13 protein-coding genes and 1 pseudogene are annotated in these 15,429 nt (G+C 39.8%); 11 read left to right on the forward strand and 3 right to left on the reverse strand.

Features of this window, described 5'->3' with window-relative positions:
• Nucleotides 1–96: 96 nt before the first annotated feature.
• The 3 genes from AB1K91_RS18790 (at nucleotide 97) to AB1K91_RS18800 (ending at nucleotide 3,148) form a co-directional block, all read left to right on the forward strand.
• A complete protein-coding gene (locus AB1K91_RS18790) occupies nucleotides 97–315 on the forward strand; it encodes a hypothetical protein (protein WP_413092087.1) in 219 nt (72 codons plus the stop codon).
• Nucleotides 290–1,615, forward strand: a complete 1,326-nt coding sequence (locus AB1K91_RS18795; RefSeq protein ID WP_413092089.1) for a hypothetical protein — start codon at nucleotides 290–292, stop codon at nucleotides 1,613–1,615. The genes AB1K91_RS18790 and AB1K91_RS18795 overlap by 26 nt, the downstream gene beginning before the upstream one ends.
• Nucleotides 1,616–2,902: 1,287 nt before the next feature.
• A complete protein-coding gene (locus AB1K91_RS18800) occupies nucleotides 2,903–3,148 on the forward strand; it encodes a hypothetical protein (protein WP_413092091.1) in 246 nt (81 codons plus the stop codon).
• 41 nt (nucleotides 3,149–3,189) lie between these two features.
• Here AB1K91_RS18800 and AB1K91_RS18805 read toward each other — a convergent pair whose 3' ends face one another.
• Nucleotides 3,190–3,333, reverse strand: a complete 144-nt coding sequence (locus tag AB1K91_RS18805) for a hypothetical protein (RefSeq protein WP_170829571.1) — start codon at nucleotides 3,331–3,333, stop codon at nucleotides 3,190–3,192.
• A 13-nt stretch (nucleotides 3,334–3,346) separates the two neighbouring features.
• Nucleotides 3,347–4,219 carry a tetratricopeptide repeat protein gene (locus AB1K91_RS18810; protein ID WP_413092093.1) on the reverse strand — a complete coding sequence of 291 codons (873 nt, stop codon included), beginning with the start codon at nucleotides 4,217–4,219 and terminating at the stop codon, nucleotides 3,347–3,349.
• 754 nt (nucleotides 4,220–4,973) lie between these two features.
• Here AB1K91_RS18810 and AB1K91_RS18815 point away from each other — a divergent pair.
• From AB1K91_RS18815 to AB1K91_RS18845, 7 genes and pseudogenes are all read left to right on the forward strand, one after another.
• Nucleotides 4,974–5,809 (forward strand): annotated as a pseudogene (locus AB1K91_RS18815) (thiamine pyrophosphate-dependent enzyme).
• 202 nt (nucleotides 5,810–6,011) lie between these two features.
• Nucleotides 6,012–7,151, forward strand: a complete 1,140-nt coding sequence (locus tag AB1K91_RS18820) for a sensor histidine kinase (RefSeq protein WP_413092095.1) — start codon at nucleotides 6,012–6,014, stop codon at nucleotides 7,149–7,151.
• Nucleotides 7,144–7,776, forward strand: a complete 633-nt coding sequence (locus AB1K91_RS18825) for a response regulator (protein ID WP_413092097.1) — start codon at nucleotides 7,144–7,146, stop codon at nucleotides 7,774–7,776. The genes AB1K91_RS18820 and AB1K91_RS18825 overlap by 8 nt, the downstream gene beginning before the upstream one ends.
• Before the next feature lie 108 nt (nucleotides 7,777–7,884).
• Complete coding sequence (locus tag AB1K91_RS18830) at nucleotides 7,885–8,817, forward strand: ABC transporter ATP-binding protein (RefSeq protein WP_413092099.1); 933 nt, start codon at nucleotides 7,885–7,887, stop codon at nucleotides 8,815–8,817.
• A gap of 12 nt (nucleotides 8,818–8,829) precedes the next feature.
• On the forward strand, nucleotides 8,830–10,095 hold the full coding sequence (locus tag AB1K91_RS18835) for an ABC transporter permease (protein ID WP_413092101.1): 1,266 nt from the start codon (nucleotides 8,830–8,832) through the stop codon (nucleotides 10,093–10,095).
• On the forward strand, nucleotides 10,092–11,189 hold the full coding sequence (locus AB1K91_RS18840) for an ABC transporter permease (protein ID WP_413092102.1): 1,098 nt from the start codon (nucleotides 10,092–10,094) through the stop codon (nucleotides 11,187–11,189). Before AB1K91_RS18835 ends, AB1K91_RS18840 begins: the two co-directional genes overlap by 4 nt.
• A gap of 134 nt (nucleotides 11,190–11,323) precedes the next feature.
• Nucleotides 11,324–11,857 (forward strand): GNAT family N-acetyltransferase, encoded by a 534-nt coding sequence (locus tag AB1K91_RS18845; protein ID WP_413092133.1) that lies wholly within the window; start codon nucleotides 11,324–11,326, stop codon nucleotides 11,855–11,857.
• Between the two features lie 439 nt (nucleotides 11,858–12,296).
• On the opposite strand, the gene AB1K91_RS18850 is transcribed toward AB1K91_RS18845, so the two are convergent.
• Nucleotides 12,297–12,713, reverse strand: coding sequence for a DUF6508 domain-containing protein (locus AB1K91_RS18850; RefSeq protein WP_413092103.1), 417 nt, complete (start codon nucleotides 12,711–12,713; stop codon nucleotides 12,297–12,299).
• A gap of 341 nt (nucleotides 12,714–13,054) precedes the next feature.
• Here AB1K91_RS18850 and abnB point away from each other — a divergent pair, with 341 nt between their 5' ends.
• The gene (gene abnB, locus AB1K91_RS18855; protein WP_413092105.1) at nucleotides 13,055–15,394 is read left to right on the forward strand and encodes an arabinan endo-1,5-alpha-L-arabinosidase AbnB; all 2,340 of its coding nucleotides are present in this window, start codon (nucleotides 13,055–13,057) and stop codon (nucleotides 15,392–15,394) included.
• Nucleotides 15,395–15,429: the final 35 nt, after the last annotated feature.

Consider the following 15,429-nt stretch of genomic DNA (forward strand, 5'->3'; position numbering starts at 1 on the left):
TTGCTTTTGGAGACTAAGGAATGTTTATTGGGAAGAATACTTGAAAAAGTCGATTACATAATAATCGTGTGAATACATGAGATTGGAAGTGAAGCGATGGGAATAGATCTAATAGTAGGCATTATGGCAAGTGTAATAGCAACTACATTAGTGGGCGGTGCTACATACAAATATATTATTAAGAAGAAAAATAGAAATAGAGGAATAATACAAGAGAATGGCAGTACTCAAATTGCCATGCAGAAATCTAAGAATAACTCAATAAATATTGGAGTTGATTATTCTGAAAATGAAAAAAGAAATAAGTCAGAATGAAGGAGTTAATCAAGTAGCACTAATTAAATCAAATGATAATCAAATAAATATCATTAATAGTCCTATTGAATATATGTCTTGGTTGATCAAAAATGGAAAACTTGAAGAAGCGGTAGAGGTGTTTACGAAGGTATATAATGAAGCAGAAAAGTTGCATCCATTATACCCTCTTTACAGATATAAACCCGTTGAGATAGGCTCAAAAATTGTGTTTGAACACCATCCCGCAAATGAAAAAGTTGCTCAGACACATCCTCTACAATATAAAGGGAAGTTCTCAATAAGTGATAGAGACTTTAATGAAGGGGAAACTATCGGAGATTATCTAACTCGAAAATATTTTTCACAAGAAAAGATAAGTATTGATATGAAATACATAGAAACCTATATTGGTGATCAGTTTATTGAGGATAAATTATCTATTGAACAAAATGCTTTAAATGATGGTAAGTGGTTTATACTTCCAAGAGAGTTACCGCCACCTATTAAGGCGAAGTTAGTTTTAATTGAACAAACTGATAGGGTAATTATTGATTATCTTGAATTAAGAATTACAGAAGTAAATAAGAATCCGAATAGGATTGTAATTAGTAATATTAATCAAGAGGGTTCTCCAATTGTATTATCTTTATCAATACCAAATATCTTTATAAAAAACTCCCCAGTAGGAAGTGATTCTAAATTTAATATTAGAATCAGGGAAAGTTTTGAAGGTAAAGTAAGTGCAGAAAAGATCTTCTTAGAGATTATGAAATATGCAGGTCAAAGTTCAAAAATGAGTCTTATAGATCTTGAATCGCAAAAGCCCTTTTTTACGGCCGGAATAAATATGGATTACTCACAAGAATTTCAGGATATGGATTATAGAATTTCACTACTATCAGATTTGTTGCAAATTGAGAATACTTTAGATGTTCAGTTCCAATTACCAGAAATGGTGGTTGAAGAGGATTTTGAAAATATAGAAATTCTAAAGGCAATAATAGAGGGGAAAACAATTGAATCAAAAATAGAAAATGTCAGTGTGATATTGGATAACATAAAGGCTTTAGAAAAAATTGTTTATAATGTAGACAGCAGACCGATAATTATACAAGAAAATGAGGTAAAGCAGTTTGAGCTTTTTGGAGTTGAATTTGAGAATATCAAAGTAACACATACAATTGAGAACTTAGTTGTGAAAGAACCAGAGCGAATTAAAAAGAAACTAAAATTCTTTGATGATGGTGAAACCGTGAAGGTTGAATTTAAGCCTGGAACTAAAAACACAGTCACTACTCAATATAGTTTAGAAAGCTAAGATTTTACTTTCATCTATTCTTACAAGGTTGATGGGTGTAGGTAATGAAAATAAAATGTGTGGGGTAGCCTGGAAAAATTTATCCTTATTTACTTAACTTCTATTTTCTCTACTATATCTCCCTGCTAAATTCTTCTTCCCCACGCTAAAAAGTCGGTATCTGCTGCTAAATAGTTGGTACCGATAGTTGAGGGAAGAGTGGGAGTAAGGATGTACGGTGATTTTCTCAAAACCAATATCATTTCGAAGGCTGGATCATAATTGATCCGGTCTTTTTTTATTCGGTAAGCTTCAAAGCCCTTCCTTATGCGATTTCGGCAGCTTTCCGGTATCTTTTCACTTGTGTGGTTCTTCGGAATCCGTAGGATTATCTCTTCTTAACCTTTTTCTTCTCTCCATCACGTCCCAAAAGTGTTATATTTAACTCGAATTTGTACCAGTAATCATTCCTTCAGAGAAAATCATAGAAATAAGAAATGGCTCAACTAAGCGGTTTATACACATTTTTATTTTGGTAAGGTCAGATAAAAGTATGAAAGATAACATCATCCCAAATCTGTTATCTTTCGTTGTACTATGTAGCTAAAACCAATCAATAAGTTATCCGTTCAATAATCAGAATAGGCTCAACAGAGGGGATCCATAGATTTAATCCGTAGGATTTTCTCCTCTATTCTTCAAACATTGCGTCATCCTAAAATTGCAGTGTTTTATCCTTGCTCCTTCTTCTTTCCTCCATTTTGAGTACCAACTTAATAACATTGTCCGAATATTCGATACAACCCGTAACAGAGAAAAAGAAGAGGATATAAGGCGTTTTGGGAAGAACTTAATAACATAATGGATGGAAGGGAAAAGGCGATATAAGAGGGCGGAAGCCTTGGGAGACAAGGGATTGATGGGATTCAGGGTTGGGTACCGACTTTTTGGCAGGGAAATACCTAGCAAATGCTTTTTGCATTTTATATAATTGAGATATAACCGAACACATTTCCTGTTCTCCTCCAAAGCGTTCTATTGCTATTTCAATAGCCTTTCTCTGAAAATATGTACCGAATAAATCTTGCATGTTTACGGAAGAGAAGTGTCAAACAATCAGAGAGGAGATTTCTGCGGCATCTATCTGTTCTTTTTGGTGATTGGTTGGATTCTGAAAATCATTTCAGGTATGTTCCTTGGTGTAATCGGAATGGTGTATACTGTCGTTCGGTTGTTTTCAATTGTAGGATATACGAAAAAAATCATATGGTAATGTGGTAAAAAAAGAATAATGAGGGAGAATCCAGATTGCAAAAATATCTAGGTGTCATCTCTGTCGCTTTGTTTATATTAAGTGTTTTCATATTACTAGTTGATACAGGTGAAACACCTGCATATGTTATAATGCCCTTTTTCTTATTAAGTGTATCGTTTACAATAATAACAGGCATATTTAGTACAAAACGCTGGAGAATAGTCTTGCTTAGTGTGTACGGCGCAATAATATTGGTGTTTGTGGTGTCTGCATTAGGTTTTGGTTTTGCTCATATGTGAAGATAAAAAGAAGATCATCTTTATTGATGACCTTCTTTTTTTTACTTATTAAAGGTTTTCGGAGTGAAAATTATAGTTCCAGCGTCTCCTTCTTTTGCTGCGATATTTTTCATATCTTCGGACCAAAGTAATCCACTAACCACAATTGCACCGACAAGTACCAGTGAAAAAATAAGCTTCTTCATTTAAAAACCCTCCTTATTGTAGTAGAGCCAATGAATAATATTTAGTTGCAAGTTCATACTGACTATTTTCATTATAATACTGTGCTAGCTCCGTTGAAAACCGCTTTACATTGTAAATATCGTTAATTCTTCTGAAATACTCTATGCCTTCCTGCCATACGCTTTCAAAATTCAGCCTATCTTCGTATTTTTTGTGAAGCATCGCAAATTCCCACTTTTTCGCCATATCGTCTTTTTCGATACTTTCTTTAAAGCCAGCAGTATACGTTTCAAGTGCTTTTGAAGTCTGATCAGTTTTCCAATAACAATCTGCAAATAAGTATAAGATTTTCAACCGAATTCGTTCTTGATTAAGTTTTAGCGCCTCTTCAAGATATCGAAGTGCGGCAGCCGGCAGGTTATTTTTCACATAAAGTACGCCGAGGTTGAGATTGGTTGAAGCAATAAAATTGTTATTTCCGAGTGTTTTAAATGATGTTAAAGCACTATGAAGATATTCTTCTGCTTTGTCAAAGTTGCGGAGATCTATATAATTCAATCCTTGCAGCATTTCTGCGTGAGCAAGTAAAAATTCAAAAGTCTTATAAGGTTTAAAAGCTTCGATTGCTCTTTCTGCGTGAAGTGCAGATAGTGTAGTAATGTCGAGATTAAAATACGTCATCGTTTTGCGAAGATGAAATTCACCTATCTCTACAGGATCATCTAAATGACTTAGATACTTTTCAGCTTTTTCAAAGCAGTTAAGTGCTTCTGGAAAATGGTTTTCATTATAGAATAGTATACCTTCGGCTAAATGCAAATAATGTAGGTGGGTATCATTGAAGTGGGGGAGGTATGCTTTTGCTTTGTCAATGGAGATAGCTCCATTCACAATGTCTTTTTGCATTAAGTAGAAGTGGCTTTCTAGCAGTAAGAATCTAATAAGATTGTCGGTAGTGTAGTCGTTGATAAAGCCTTTTAGACGTTCATGAATACTAGCTGCCGCTTCTCTTTTATCAAGACGAATACTGATAGACAATTGTCGAATTCAGCCGTAATATCGGCTTGCTTAGAGATATTATGTCCCATAGTGCAAAGCTCCTTCAGAATAGTTATTCTTTAATTAAATTAATATTACCATTTTTTGGAGTTTTGTAGCTTGGGAATTATTCATCTCCAAATATAACTAAAATCTGAGTTTAAGAGACTATATTTCCTATGATAGTACATGTTTGAAAGAGGTTTAATAAATGACCAGTTTGGTAAATGAGAATTGCTTCTACGAGTATACGTGCTTGATACTTTCTCTAACGTATGTATGCTTCGAATTCCTAGGCAGTTTGACGGTATTCCATGCGAATTCGCAAGTTAAACTTATAGAGGTTAGGACATGCCTAACCGCGGCGCTTTAGTTTAGATTGTTCGTTCCTTCCAGGGGGGAATTCGTCAAGTTATAGGTAAAGTAGTTTAAAATCCGCTCTTTTCACCATTCCATGGAGCCGGAGCGACTAAACGAGAAGACGATACTTCAATGTTTATATTGATCCTCGATTTGTGTTTGTATATTTTTATAATCTTTATTGATTTCCTCCAAGTCCCATAATAAGTATAAGATTGATTAGACCTGCAGAAGAGATACACAATTTGAGACATTTCAACTTCTGAATGAAAACGGGGAACTTATCGACAAGAACTTGTTACCAAGTCTAAGTGATGAAATGTTACAAGTACTAATGGAAAGAATGGTGTATATTAGAACTATTGATCAAAGATGTATGTCTTTATCGAGACAGGGAAGATTAGGTTTTTATGCTCCAGTTGCTGGACAAGAAGCTAGTATGATAGGAAAGCTACAGGTGTAGGGTTGGGTTTGAAAAAGAAGGGGAAAAGAAACATTGCTATTATGTATACTGGTGACGGAGGTTCGTTTCAAGGAGATTTTTATGAGGGGATAAATTTTGCAGGGGTCTTCAATGCTCAAACGGTATTTGTTGTTCAAAATAAACAACCGATATCTACTCCTCTTGAGAAACAAACTGCTGCAAAATCAATTGCGCATAAATCTGTTGCAGCAGGTATTAAAGGTGTGAGGGTAGAAGGGATGGATATACTTGCTACTTATATAGTTTACAAAGGAAGAACGTACAATTAAGTTAGAGGGACCTACATTAATTGAGACAGTAACCTATCGTTATGGACCACATTCTACATCGGGTGATGATCCGACCGTATATGGAACAGATCAACTCGATGACGAATGGGCTAGAAAAGACCCTATAATTAGATTTAGATTATTTCTTGAGAAACGAGGTTTATGGACTGAAGAGAAAGAGTACCAAATTATCAACAGGCAAAAGAAGATGTGAAACGAGCAATAAAAAAAGCTGAATCTGAGAGTAGGGCAAAAGTCTCTGATTTAATTGAGTAAATGTATGAAAATCCACCTTTGAATCTAAGGGAACAATTAAATGTAGCCAAAGAGAAAGAAAATAGATAAATGGATTATTTAATGGTAGTCTGATTTTAAATTAGGCAAACAAAAACTTACTAATCGTGAACACATTTGATTAAATATTTTATCGACTTTATTCCCGATCTCAAAAGTAAGCCCTTAAAATATCAAATAATAAAACATATATATCATAACTAAAGAAGCATCATACGCATCTGGTGCTTCTTTTTAAGGAGAAGTTCGTTAAATGAAAAAAACGTATTTTATCTGGCTTGCTATCTATTGTATTGTTTTGGCATTAACCTACTGGGAATTTACCTTAGATATAAATGCAATACGACTGGCGGTTATGGTTGTTTTTCTCATCCTCTTATTCATTCTGCCTCTTTTCACAGAAAAACCGTTAATACAAACCTTATTATTCTGTGCACAAGCACTGCTGACAATCCTCATCTTCTATCCTATAAACAATGAATTAAGCCCATACGCAATCCTCATACAATCATTAATAATGGCAGAAGCAGTCTTTTATCTTACTAGAACAAAAAGTTTAATTGTAATTATTTTGCAGCTTATGAGTGTTGCAGTGATCTTAATAACGTCATCACTTACACCCTCGCAATTAATTTGGTGTGCACTATATTATCTATTACTAATAGCTGCTTTACTTTATCATCAAGTTATATATAGCCGAGAAAAAGAAGCGCGACTGAGCAATGAAGCCTTGCTTGAAGAATATCGAAGAATGAAAAGGCAGCTTGTCATAGAGGAGCAGCAGGCAAGGCAGGATGAGCGCATGCTGATCGGGCATGAGATCCATGATTCTGTCGGGCACAAATTGACGGCGCTGCTGTTTCAGTTTGAGGCTTTTCGTTTGACGGCGGCGGAGAAGGATAAGGAAACGATTGGGAAGCTGAAAGAGCTGGCGGAACAAAGTCTGGAGGAAACGCGGCAGGCGGTGCGGTCGTTCAAGCAGAGAGAAGTGGGCGGATTGCAGGGTGTGATTCGGCTTATACGTAAATTAGAAATAGAGAGTTTTATGAAGATCAACTTTTCGGTAAAGCATGGGGCGTTCGCTGCTCCTTTGACAGGTGAGCAGTCATTTGCGATTTATCGTGCTGTGCAGGAGGCATTGACGAATATTATGAAGCATAGTTCTACAAGAGAGGCGCAAGTGATTTTTGAGTCACCTGGCGGGAGTATCTTTCGGTTTGAAGTGATCAATGCTGCGACGCATGATCGCTACTTCCAAGAAGGTTATGGTTTGAAGGCGATGCGGGAGCGCTTAGAGAAAGTGGGCGGTACGCTTGAGATCGATTATGAGGCGCATCGGTTCTTAGTGAGAGGCACGATAAGATTATCAGACTGGGGCGGTTCGGATGATTAAGATTTTGTTGGCAGAAGATCAAGTGATGGTTCGTCAGGGCTTAAAGGCGATGATTGAGGCAGATGAAGACATTCGTGTGACTGGTGAAGCGGATAATGGGAAAGAAGCAATCAGCTTATGTGAAAAACAGCTTTTCGATGTGGCCATTTTGGATATTCGTATGCCTGTGATGGATGGTATTGAAGCAGCGAAAATCCTGCGCTCACGCTTCCCTCATATAAAGATTCTCATGCTTACCACCTTTGACGATAACGAGTATGTATTGAGCGCCTTAAAGCTGGGCGTCAGCGGTTATATGCTGAAAAATGGAGATACCGCATCGCTCATTCGCTCGATTAAAAGTGCATTGAGCGGGGGCTTATCCTTGGAAGATCAAGTAGCTTCGAAGGTAATGCCAATCTTACTGAAAAACCAGGAAGAGAGACAAATTGACCCGGCGCTGACTCCGAGGGAAAGAGCGATATTGAAGTGTATCGGTGAGGGACTGAATAATAAGGAAGTGGCCGAACGATTAGGCTTGTCGGTAGGGACGGTCAAGAATCAAACAAGTCACATATTAGATAAATTGGAATTAAGGGATCGGACGCAGTTAGCCATTTATGCGATACGTCATCGTCTCGTATAAAAAAGTGACGAAAGTAATAAGTGTCCAATCGCGGAATGACCATAGTCAGTAGTGGCTTTGGTTTTTTTTATTTATGATGCTAGTAACGACATCAAAGGGGGCAAAAACATGCTGGAAACGATCAACTTAAGTAAGTCCTTCAAAGGAAAGAAGGTTGTGCAGGATCTCAATTTATATCTTGCCAACGGCGAATCGGTTGGATTGCTTGGTCCAAATGGAGCCGGAAAGTCCACGACGATTTCCATGATTTCAACTTTGATTAAACCGACAAGCGGCAAGATAACCTTGAACGGCGTAAACGCGATTGATAAACCAGGTGAAATCAGACGAGTATCGGGTGTGGTACCGCAGGAATTGGCGCTGTATCAGGAGCTCTCCGCTTATGAGAATTTGAAGTTTTTTGGCTCGATTTATAAATTGAGAGGTAAAGAATTAGAGAAGGCTATCCAGCAGGCTTTGGAGTTCGTCGGTTTGGAGGATCGCAAAAAAGACTTGGTCAAGACCTACTCCGGTGGGATGAAACGCCGGCTTAATATAGCGGCTGCATTATTGCATCGCCCGCAAATCTTAATATTGGATGAACCGACAGTCGGCATCGATCCGCAATCGAGAAATCATATCCTGGAAGCTGTACGCGCGCTGAATCAGCAAGATGGAACAACAATTCTTTATACGAGTCATTACATGGAAGAAGTAGAGCAGCTTTGCGATCGATTATACATTATGGATCACGGCAAGATCATTGCAGCAGGGACAAAAGATGAATTACTCAGCATCTTGTCGACCGAGGATAAGATAAAAGTGGAGTTAAATAAGCTGGATGAAGCATTTGTAGAGCAAGTAAAGACAATTGAAGGTGTTCATAAGATTGAGGTGTCTGAATTGCAGCTGAAGATTATAGCCGCAAAAGGCAGCAGCTTGATCAGCAAATTGGTTCATCTCACCGAACAGCATCAAATCCAATTGCTTAATTTCCATACAGAAACGCCTAGTTTGGAAGATGTATTCCTTCACTTAACCGGACGTACGCTGAGAGATTAAGGGGGTGTCGTGATGCGAAGTTTTATCAAAAAAGATTTATTGATATTTATACGGGACTGGAAAGAGCTGCTTACGGTCCTATTGCTTCCTATTGTTTTGGTTATCGTGTTGAATTTTGCTTTTGCTGGGTTATTTGATGGGGATGAGGTATCGATGGATTTACAGTTAGCCGTGGTGAATCAGGATAATGAGACGGAAGCAATGGAACAGCTGAAGGAAAGATTGGTTAGTGATGCTGCCTTTGAAGAGCAGGAGGCAAATGCGATCGTGGAAGCGGCAGGGGAGATACAACCTGTTAACCTGCTATCGGATTATCTGGAAAGTGACGATGTAAAGGAATGGGTGACGGTTCATGATCTTGAAGAAAAAGAAGCAGCCAAGAAAGTCAAAGAGGGCGACCTCGATGGTATGCTGATCATCCCCGAGGGGTATAACGCGGATAGTTTATATGCGAGCTTCGCAGGCGAACCTCCAACTAAATCTTTGATTTATAAAATGGAAGAAGAGACGATGAATAGCAGTGCCCTGCAACAGTTCATACAAGGATTCATTGAGCAATTAAATTATCAATTCGCGATACAGGAAATAACGGGTGGTGCAGAAATAGAGGCAGCTCTTCCTGAAGGTGGTTTGGAGGATATAGGCACAGAGCACGACTTCACGATGACCCAATACTTTTCGATAGCGATTGGAGCATTATTTGCCTTATTCGTTGTAGCGACGGTAGCAATGAAAACAGGAGTGGAAATCAGGGATCACGTATTCAACCGAATCTTATTGGCAAATAGCCATCCAATGCGGTTTCTGATTGGTAAAATGGCTTCCACGATTTGTCTGGTTGTACTGCAGATTATATTTGTATTGCTTGTATCCCACTTTCTTATGGGGGTATTTCCGGAGCGTTCGATCGCCTTTTGGGGTGGTATCTTCGTGTTGATTATCTTGCTCGCTTTGGTGCTGTCGGGGTTGGCGGCTATTTATACGGCAATTTTATTGCGGATGAATAGTGTTGATGCAGCAAATGGGATTTTTATGCTGGCTACTTTGCTGTTCGGTACGTTAGGAGGGGGATTTGTTCCCATCTATATGCTGCCTGATTGGCTGCAGCAAATTGGAGAATGGACTCCGAACGGTCTATTCCTGGCCATCCTGACAGAGTGGATCCAATTTGAGGATCTGTCCGCCATCGCCCAACCAAGCATGATCATGATCGGCTTCTTCTTATTATTCACTTTCATTGGCTTAGCTCTGTTTCCGAAAAGGGGGAAAGCACAATGATAAACGTATTATGGGTGCAATTCTCAAAGGATAAACGAAATCCGCTGCTCGTTCTATTATTGATTGCGGGAAGTATTGTAGCTACCATTTTATTTGGCGGTGGCATTCAGTCCGCGACAACAGTTGGTATTTTCAGTGAAGAGGCCCATGCTGCAGAAATAGAAAAAAAGTGGGAAGCGTTATTAAACACGGATGATTCCTTCACATTTGAAATAGTGGAACCAGAAGAAGCTCGTGAAGATGTTAAGAAAGGCAATATCGATGTAGCAGTAAAAGTCATGGAGGATGACTACCGACTGCTGGTCTCCAAAAATATGCCGACCGTTTCTTCCATCGAGCAACATGTGGATAAGGTGTTTCAACAAGAAGCACAAATCAGTGCGGTTGAAGCACAAGTGGGAGGAGATGTCCGGGAGGAAATGGAGAGCTATCTAGACGATGCACCATTTCAGATGGAATCACAAGGGTTGGATAGCGAACAGATTCCTACGTACAACATCCGTACGCAGCTGCTGTTTGCCTTCACTTTCTTGATCTCAATGTTCATCCTTGGATTCAAGGTTAACAATGTGACACAAGATAAGGTTGCTGGTATTTGGGATCGGATGATTTTATCGCCCATGAAAAAAACAAGTATGTACAGTGGTTATTTGTTATATAGCTTTCTGATTACGATGCTTCAGATTGTCGTAGTGCTGATCGTATTTAGATATGTGTTGAATTACGATGTAGGAGATAATCTGTGGCTGATCATCCTCATTGCAGCGTGCTTTACATTCGGTATGATCAGTATAGCCATGCTGATTACCGGGTTTGTCAGGACGCCGGAGCAGTTTTATGCCATCTATCCGTCCGTCATCCCGCTGATTCCGCTTGTCAGCGGAGCCTATATGATGCCGGGAACGATTACGAATCCAGTATTATTGTTTATTGCTGATCTGTTCCCGCTGGCACATGCGATGGAAGCAATCATCTCGGTTGTTTTCTATGGTGCTGGTCTGCAGGATGTCGTGATGTCGCTGTTGTATATGCTACTGATTGGAATAGTGGCGATGGGAGTGGGGATTAATCTTGTGGAGCGCAGGAGTAGGTAGGAATCCGAGAGACTGAATCAGTGATTCAGTCTCTTTTTTTCATTAACTTCTATACATTTTATTCCATAAACTAGATAATTTACATATCGAAAGTAAATAAAAGAACCAAGTAGGAGACTGTTATAATGCGAGAATTGGAATTACCTTATGTAGAACTAAGAGAATTGACCCTTACTGATGCGGATGATCGTTATCAGTTGTGTCTTGATAAGGAAGTTATTAAGCATTTGAACATGCCGTCAAAGTATCCTCCCTTTAGCAGAAAAGAGACAGAAGATTGGATTATAGCATGTATGAACAAGACAAACGGCTACCAACAAAAGGCCATCATGACGAAAGAAGAAAAACATATAGGATGGGTTGACTTAAAGAATATTGATAAGTTAAATAAACATGCTGAATTGGGAATAGCAATAGGTGATAAAACATACTGGGGCAAAGGCTATGGTTTATCTGCCATGAAAGAGATGCTACGGTGGGGATTTGATCAGTTAGACTTAAACAAGATTTGGTTAAGGGTAGAAATTGATAACCTAAAAGCTATTACATCATATAAGCGTATTGGGTATGTGGAGGAAGGTATCTTAAGGCAAGACAGACTGAGGAATGGGGAATTTGTGGATAGGATAAGAATGAGTATGCTTAGAAGTGAGTTTCTCGATAAATGACGCTAAACTTCAGCATTGCAGATTCTTTGGGTATGTTGGCAATATGATAACGCTGCGTGCCGGTAAATCAGCGAACGTAAAGGAATTGATTATAATAGAGATTTAGAGCCTTTTTAGTGATCATCGTCTGTTTGTTAAGAGACTCCAATATACTTGTGAAAGGAGCAAGGCTGATGAAAGTACATGGATCAAAACGTCGTGCAGATCGACGGCCGCCCAAACCAAGTAGCATGCACTTGACAGAAAATATGTGTCAAATGCATATCTAGTGGAATTATCAATTTGCTTAATGAGTTTGGTGATTGTGTATCTTACGGATGATTATGATTTGTCATCTGTATTTATAATTTTATAAGCACCCCTTGGTATGCTGTTTTTGCTGGCAAGATATCTTTTGAGAGTTTATCGTGTTAAAAAGAAAAATTTAGAAGGGCTGTATTTATCCCTTGTCATACCATTTAATCAAGCTATATAAAATGCTGTCGAGCAATCCGATCTTAGCTGCCTTTGCAATGGCACCCTCACCAAATCGTTCGCTACGTACAATGTAAGTAGCAGCGCGAATGGCATCTGCAACACTTAATTCCATAGAAGGCGAGTAGTCTGGCAATCCGTTTTTTCCCCAATTGTATAAAGGGGTTATGGCGCCGACAGTATATAGCAGATTCGTGGCTTTGTTTATACGTTCACTATAGGTGGGGTAGCTTAATGATTGCTCGTTTCCTCCATTCGTCCATACTACATTACGATCTTCAACTGTCATCTTTTCTGCAACATAACGCAATTCTTCCCAGGCGTCTGTATTTGTCCGGTCTAGTTCGTTAATGAGTTGCGTATTATCTGGATTTCCGCTCATAAACACCATCCTTTTTTTAGATTATATCGTATTCCCAGTAGACGTTGAATCGCAAACATGAAATCAGTAATGATGGTGTTAGAATGTCCTCTCAAATTCTACTACTGGACCGGAGTAATCTTAAATCTAAACCCGGCTCCAGCTCTCAAATGATAACTCGATAATGTTTATATTTGTACGTATAAGTAAAAAAATCTACTGTGAAAGCATAAATATTCTTCCGATGTTAATAAAAAATCTGTTTATGAAACAGGGATTTTATACTTATTGACAACTTTCTCTATTCCTCTTAATCTTAAACCAGCAATGTGAAAGCGTTACCAAAAATGAGGAGGAAAGAGATGAAAGCTAACAAACGTATACTCGTAACGTCGATGCTGTCTGTTGCTTTACTTATACCTGCCATTCCAAGCGCGGATACCCTGGCTAAAGGAAATGGAGAAAAGAAACCAGTTTTTGAAAATGCCTCCGTCCATGATCCATCCTTTATTGAAGTGGACGACCAGTATTATGTCTTCGGCTCCCACTTAGCTGCCGCAAAAACAAACGATCTCATGAAATGGAAAATGGTCGACTCTGGTGTCCGTGATGGCAATAAGCTTATTCCGAATGTAACAGAAGAACTCAAAGAGACGCTCGAATGGGCCCAGACGGATACCCTTTGGGCGGCGGATGTGATTCAGCTTTCGGATGGGAAGTTTTATATGTACTACAATGCTTGCAAAGGGGATTCGCCACGTTCTGCGATGGGGGTGGCCGTGGCGGACGATATCGAAGGTCCTTATAAGGATACCGGGATCATCCTGAAGTCTGGTATGTGGGATGAGCCGAGTGAGGACGGCACGATTTATGATGCAACAAAGCATCCGAATGTCGTGGATCCGGATGTGTTCTATGACGAGGACGGCAAGCTGTGGATGGTATATGGCTCTTATTCAGGTGGCATTTTCATCATGGAAATGGATGAGGAGACTGGTAAGCCTCTTCCTGGCCAAGGATATGGGAAGAAGCTGATGGGCGGCAACCACAGCCGGATTGAAGGACCAGCGATGATGTACAGCCCGGAAACCGATTATTATTATATGTTCCTCTCGTTTGGCGGGCTTGATGCTGTGGGAGGCTACAATATCCGAGTGGCACGTTCCAAGTCGCCGGATGGGCCGTTTTATGATGCAGAAGGAAATGACATGATTGATGTGAAAGCCGATCCGAATCTGCCGCTGTTTGATGATAAGTCGATCGAGCCTTATGGGGTGAAACTGCTGGGGAATCATTTGTTTGAAAAGAAAGTCGGTGATCCCGGCGCGGAACCAGGTATTGGCTATGTGTCACCGGGACATAATACCGCTTTTTATGATGAGGATACGAAAAACCATTATTTGATCTTCCATTCTCGCTTCCCTGACCGCGGTGAAGAGCATGAGGTGCGGGTGCATCAGATGCATATGAACGAAAAAGGCTGGCCGGTCGTCGCCCCGTCCCGTAATACAAATGAGAAAGAAGCGAAAATCAAGCTAAAGGATATGGCTGGGGACTATCAGTATGTGAACCATGGAAAAGATATATCTGCTGATGTGAAAACTTCCGAACAGATTACCTTGAAAGAGAACGGAAAAGTTGAAGGTGCTGTGAAAGGAAAGTGGAAACGCGGCAAGGATAATGAGATCACCCTGACGATTGATGGCGAAAAATATAATGGATTCTTTCTGAAACAGTGGGATGAAGCGGCACAGGAATATGATACGACGTTCACCGCTTTGTCTGATAAAGGTGTCGCAGTCTGGGGAAATCGAATGGAAGATATGAAAGATAAGGAAGTTGTTGCAGCGGTGAAGAAGGATCTTACTATCACGAATAGTGATAATTTGTATCAAAGTGTGGAGCTGCCGACAGAAGGTACTCGCGAATCTGTAATTAAATGGACTTCCTCCAATCCAAAAGTGATAGAAACTGATGGTACGATTCACCGGCCAAAGGCAGGGAGCGGAGATGGCAAAGCTACGCTGACCGCTAGTATTCAAGCAGGCAAAAAGAAAGATACGAAAACATTCCAAGTGACAGTGAAGCAGCAAGCCTCCGAGCCGGAAATTGCGCACTATAGTTTTGGCAATCCCGGCAGTCAGGAAGCAGCAGATTCTTCCGCCAGCAATCTGCCAGCTCAGCTGAAAGGTACTGCAATCCAAACAGATGATGGCAAGCTGGCATTGGATGGCAAGGATGCTTATGTGGAACTTTCCCCGCTGATTGCCGATGCAGAGGATTTCACATTTTCCGCATGGGTGAACTGGCAAGGCGGCAGTGCATGGCAGCGAATCTTTGACATCGGTGAGAGCAACGGCAAGAATATGTTTTTTACCCCATATGACGGCAGCGGCAAGCTTCGTTTTACGATTCATGATGGTGTTGATCAGAACATAACTGCTGATGAAGCATTGGCCGAAGGTGAGTGGGTGCATCTTGCGGTGACACTTGAAGGTAATACAGGAAAGCTGTACGTGAATGGCGAACTAGCAGGGTCGAATGAAAATATTACTGCTAATCCAGCCGATATTCTCGGAGATACAAATTATTTAGGGCGAAGCAGATATGGCGCAGATCCGTTCTTTGGCGGGCAGATGGATGATGTCCGGGTTTATCGGAAGGCGTTGAGTGAATCAGAAGTTAAGGAATTAGCTCATTAAAAGTGGGACCCGACAATTATGCTGTCGGGTCTTAT

This window comes from Terribacillus jepli (assembly GCF_047228925.1).
Taxonomy (GTDB): domain Bacteria; phylum Bacillota; class Bacilli; order Bacillales; family Amphibacillaceae; genus Terribacillus.

What these genes read in the sequence shown, in the direction of transcription:
- AB1K91_RS18805 (WP_170829571.1), bottom strand. Translation starts at nt 3,333, where the DNA reads ATGAAGAAGCTTATTTTTTCACTGGTACTTGTCGGTGCAATTGTGGTT.
- AB1K91_RS18830 (WP_413092099.1), top strand. Translation starts at nt 7,885, where the DNA reads ATGCTGGAAACGATCAACTTAAGTAAGTCCTTCAAAGGAAAGAAGGTT.
- abnB (WP_413092105.1), top strand. Translation starts at nt 13,055, where the DNA reads ATGAAAGCTAACAAACGTATACTCGTAACGTCGATGCTGTCTGTTGCT.
- AB1K91_RS18840 (WP_413092102.1), top strand. Translation starts at nt 10,092, where the DNA reads ATGATAAACGTATTATGGGTGCAATTCTCAAAGGATAAACGAAATCCG.
- AB1K91_RS18820 (WP_413092095.1), top strand. Translation starts at nt 6,012, where the DNA reads ATGAAAAAAACGTATTTTATCTGGCTTGCTATCTATTGTATTGTTTTG.
- AB1K91_RS18795 (WP_413092089.1), top strand. Translation starts at nt 290, where the DNA reads ATGAAAAAAGAAATAAGTCAGAATGAAGGAGTTAATCAAGTAGCACTA.
- AB1K91_RS18835 (WP_413092101.1), top strand. Translation starts at nt 8,830, where the DNA reads ATGCGAAGTTTTATCAAAAAAGATTTATTGATATTTATACGGGACTGG.
- AB1K91_RS18825 (WP_413092097.1), top strand. Translation starts at nt 7,144, where the DNA reads ATGATTAAGATTTTGTTGGCAGAAGATCAAGTGATGGTTCGTCAGGGC.
- AB1K91_RS18790 (WP_413092087.1), top strand. Translation starts at nt 97, where the DNA reads ATGGGAATAGATCTAATAGTAGGCATTATGGCAAGTGTAATAGCAACT.
- AB1K91_RS18850 (WP_413092103.1), bottom strand. Translation starts at nt 12,713, where the DNA reads ATGAGCGGAAATCCAGATAATACGCAACTCATTAACGAACTAGACCGG.
- AB1K91_RS18810 (WP_413092093.1), bottom strand. Translation starts at nt 4,219, where the DNA reads ATGCAAAAAGACATTGTGAATGGAGCTATCTCCATTGACAAAGCAAAA.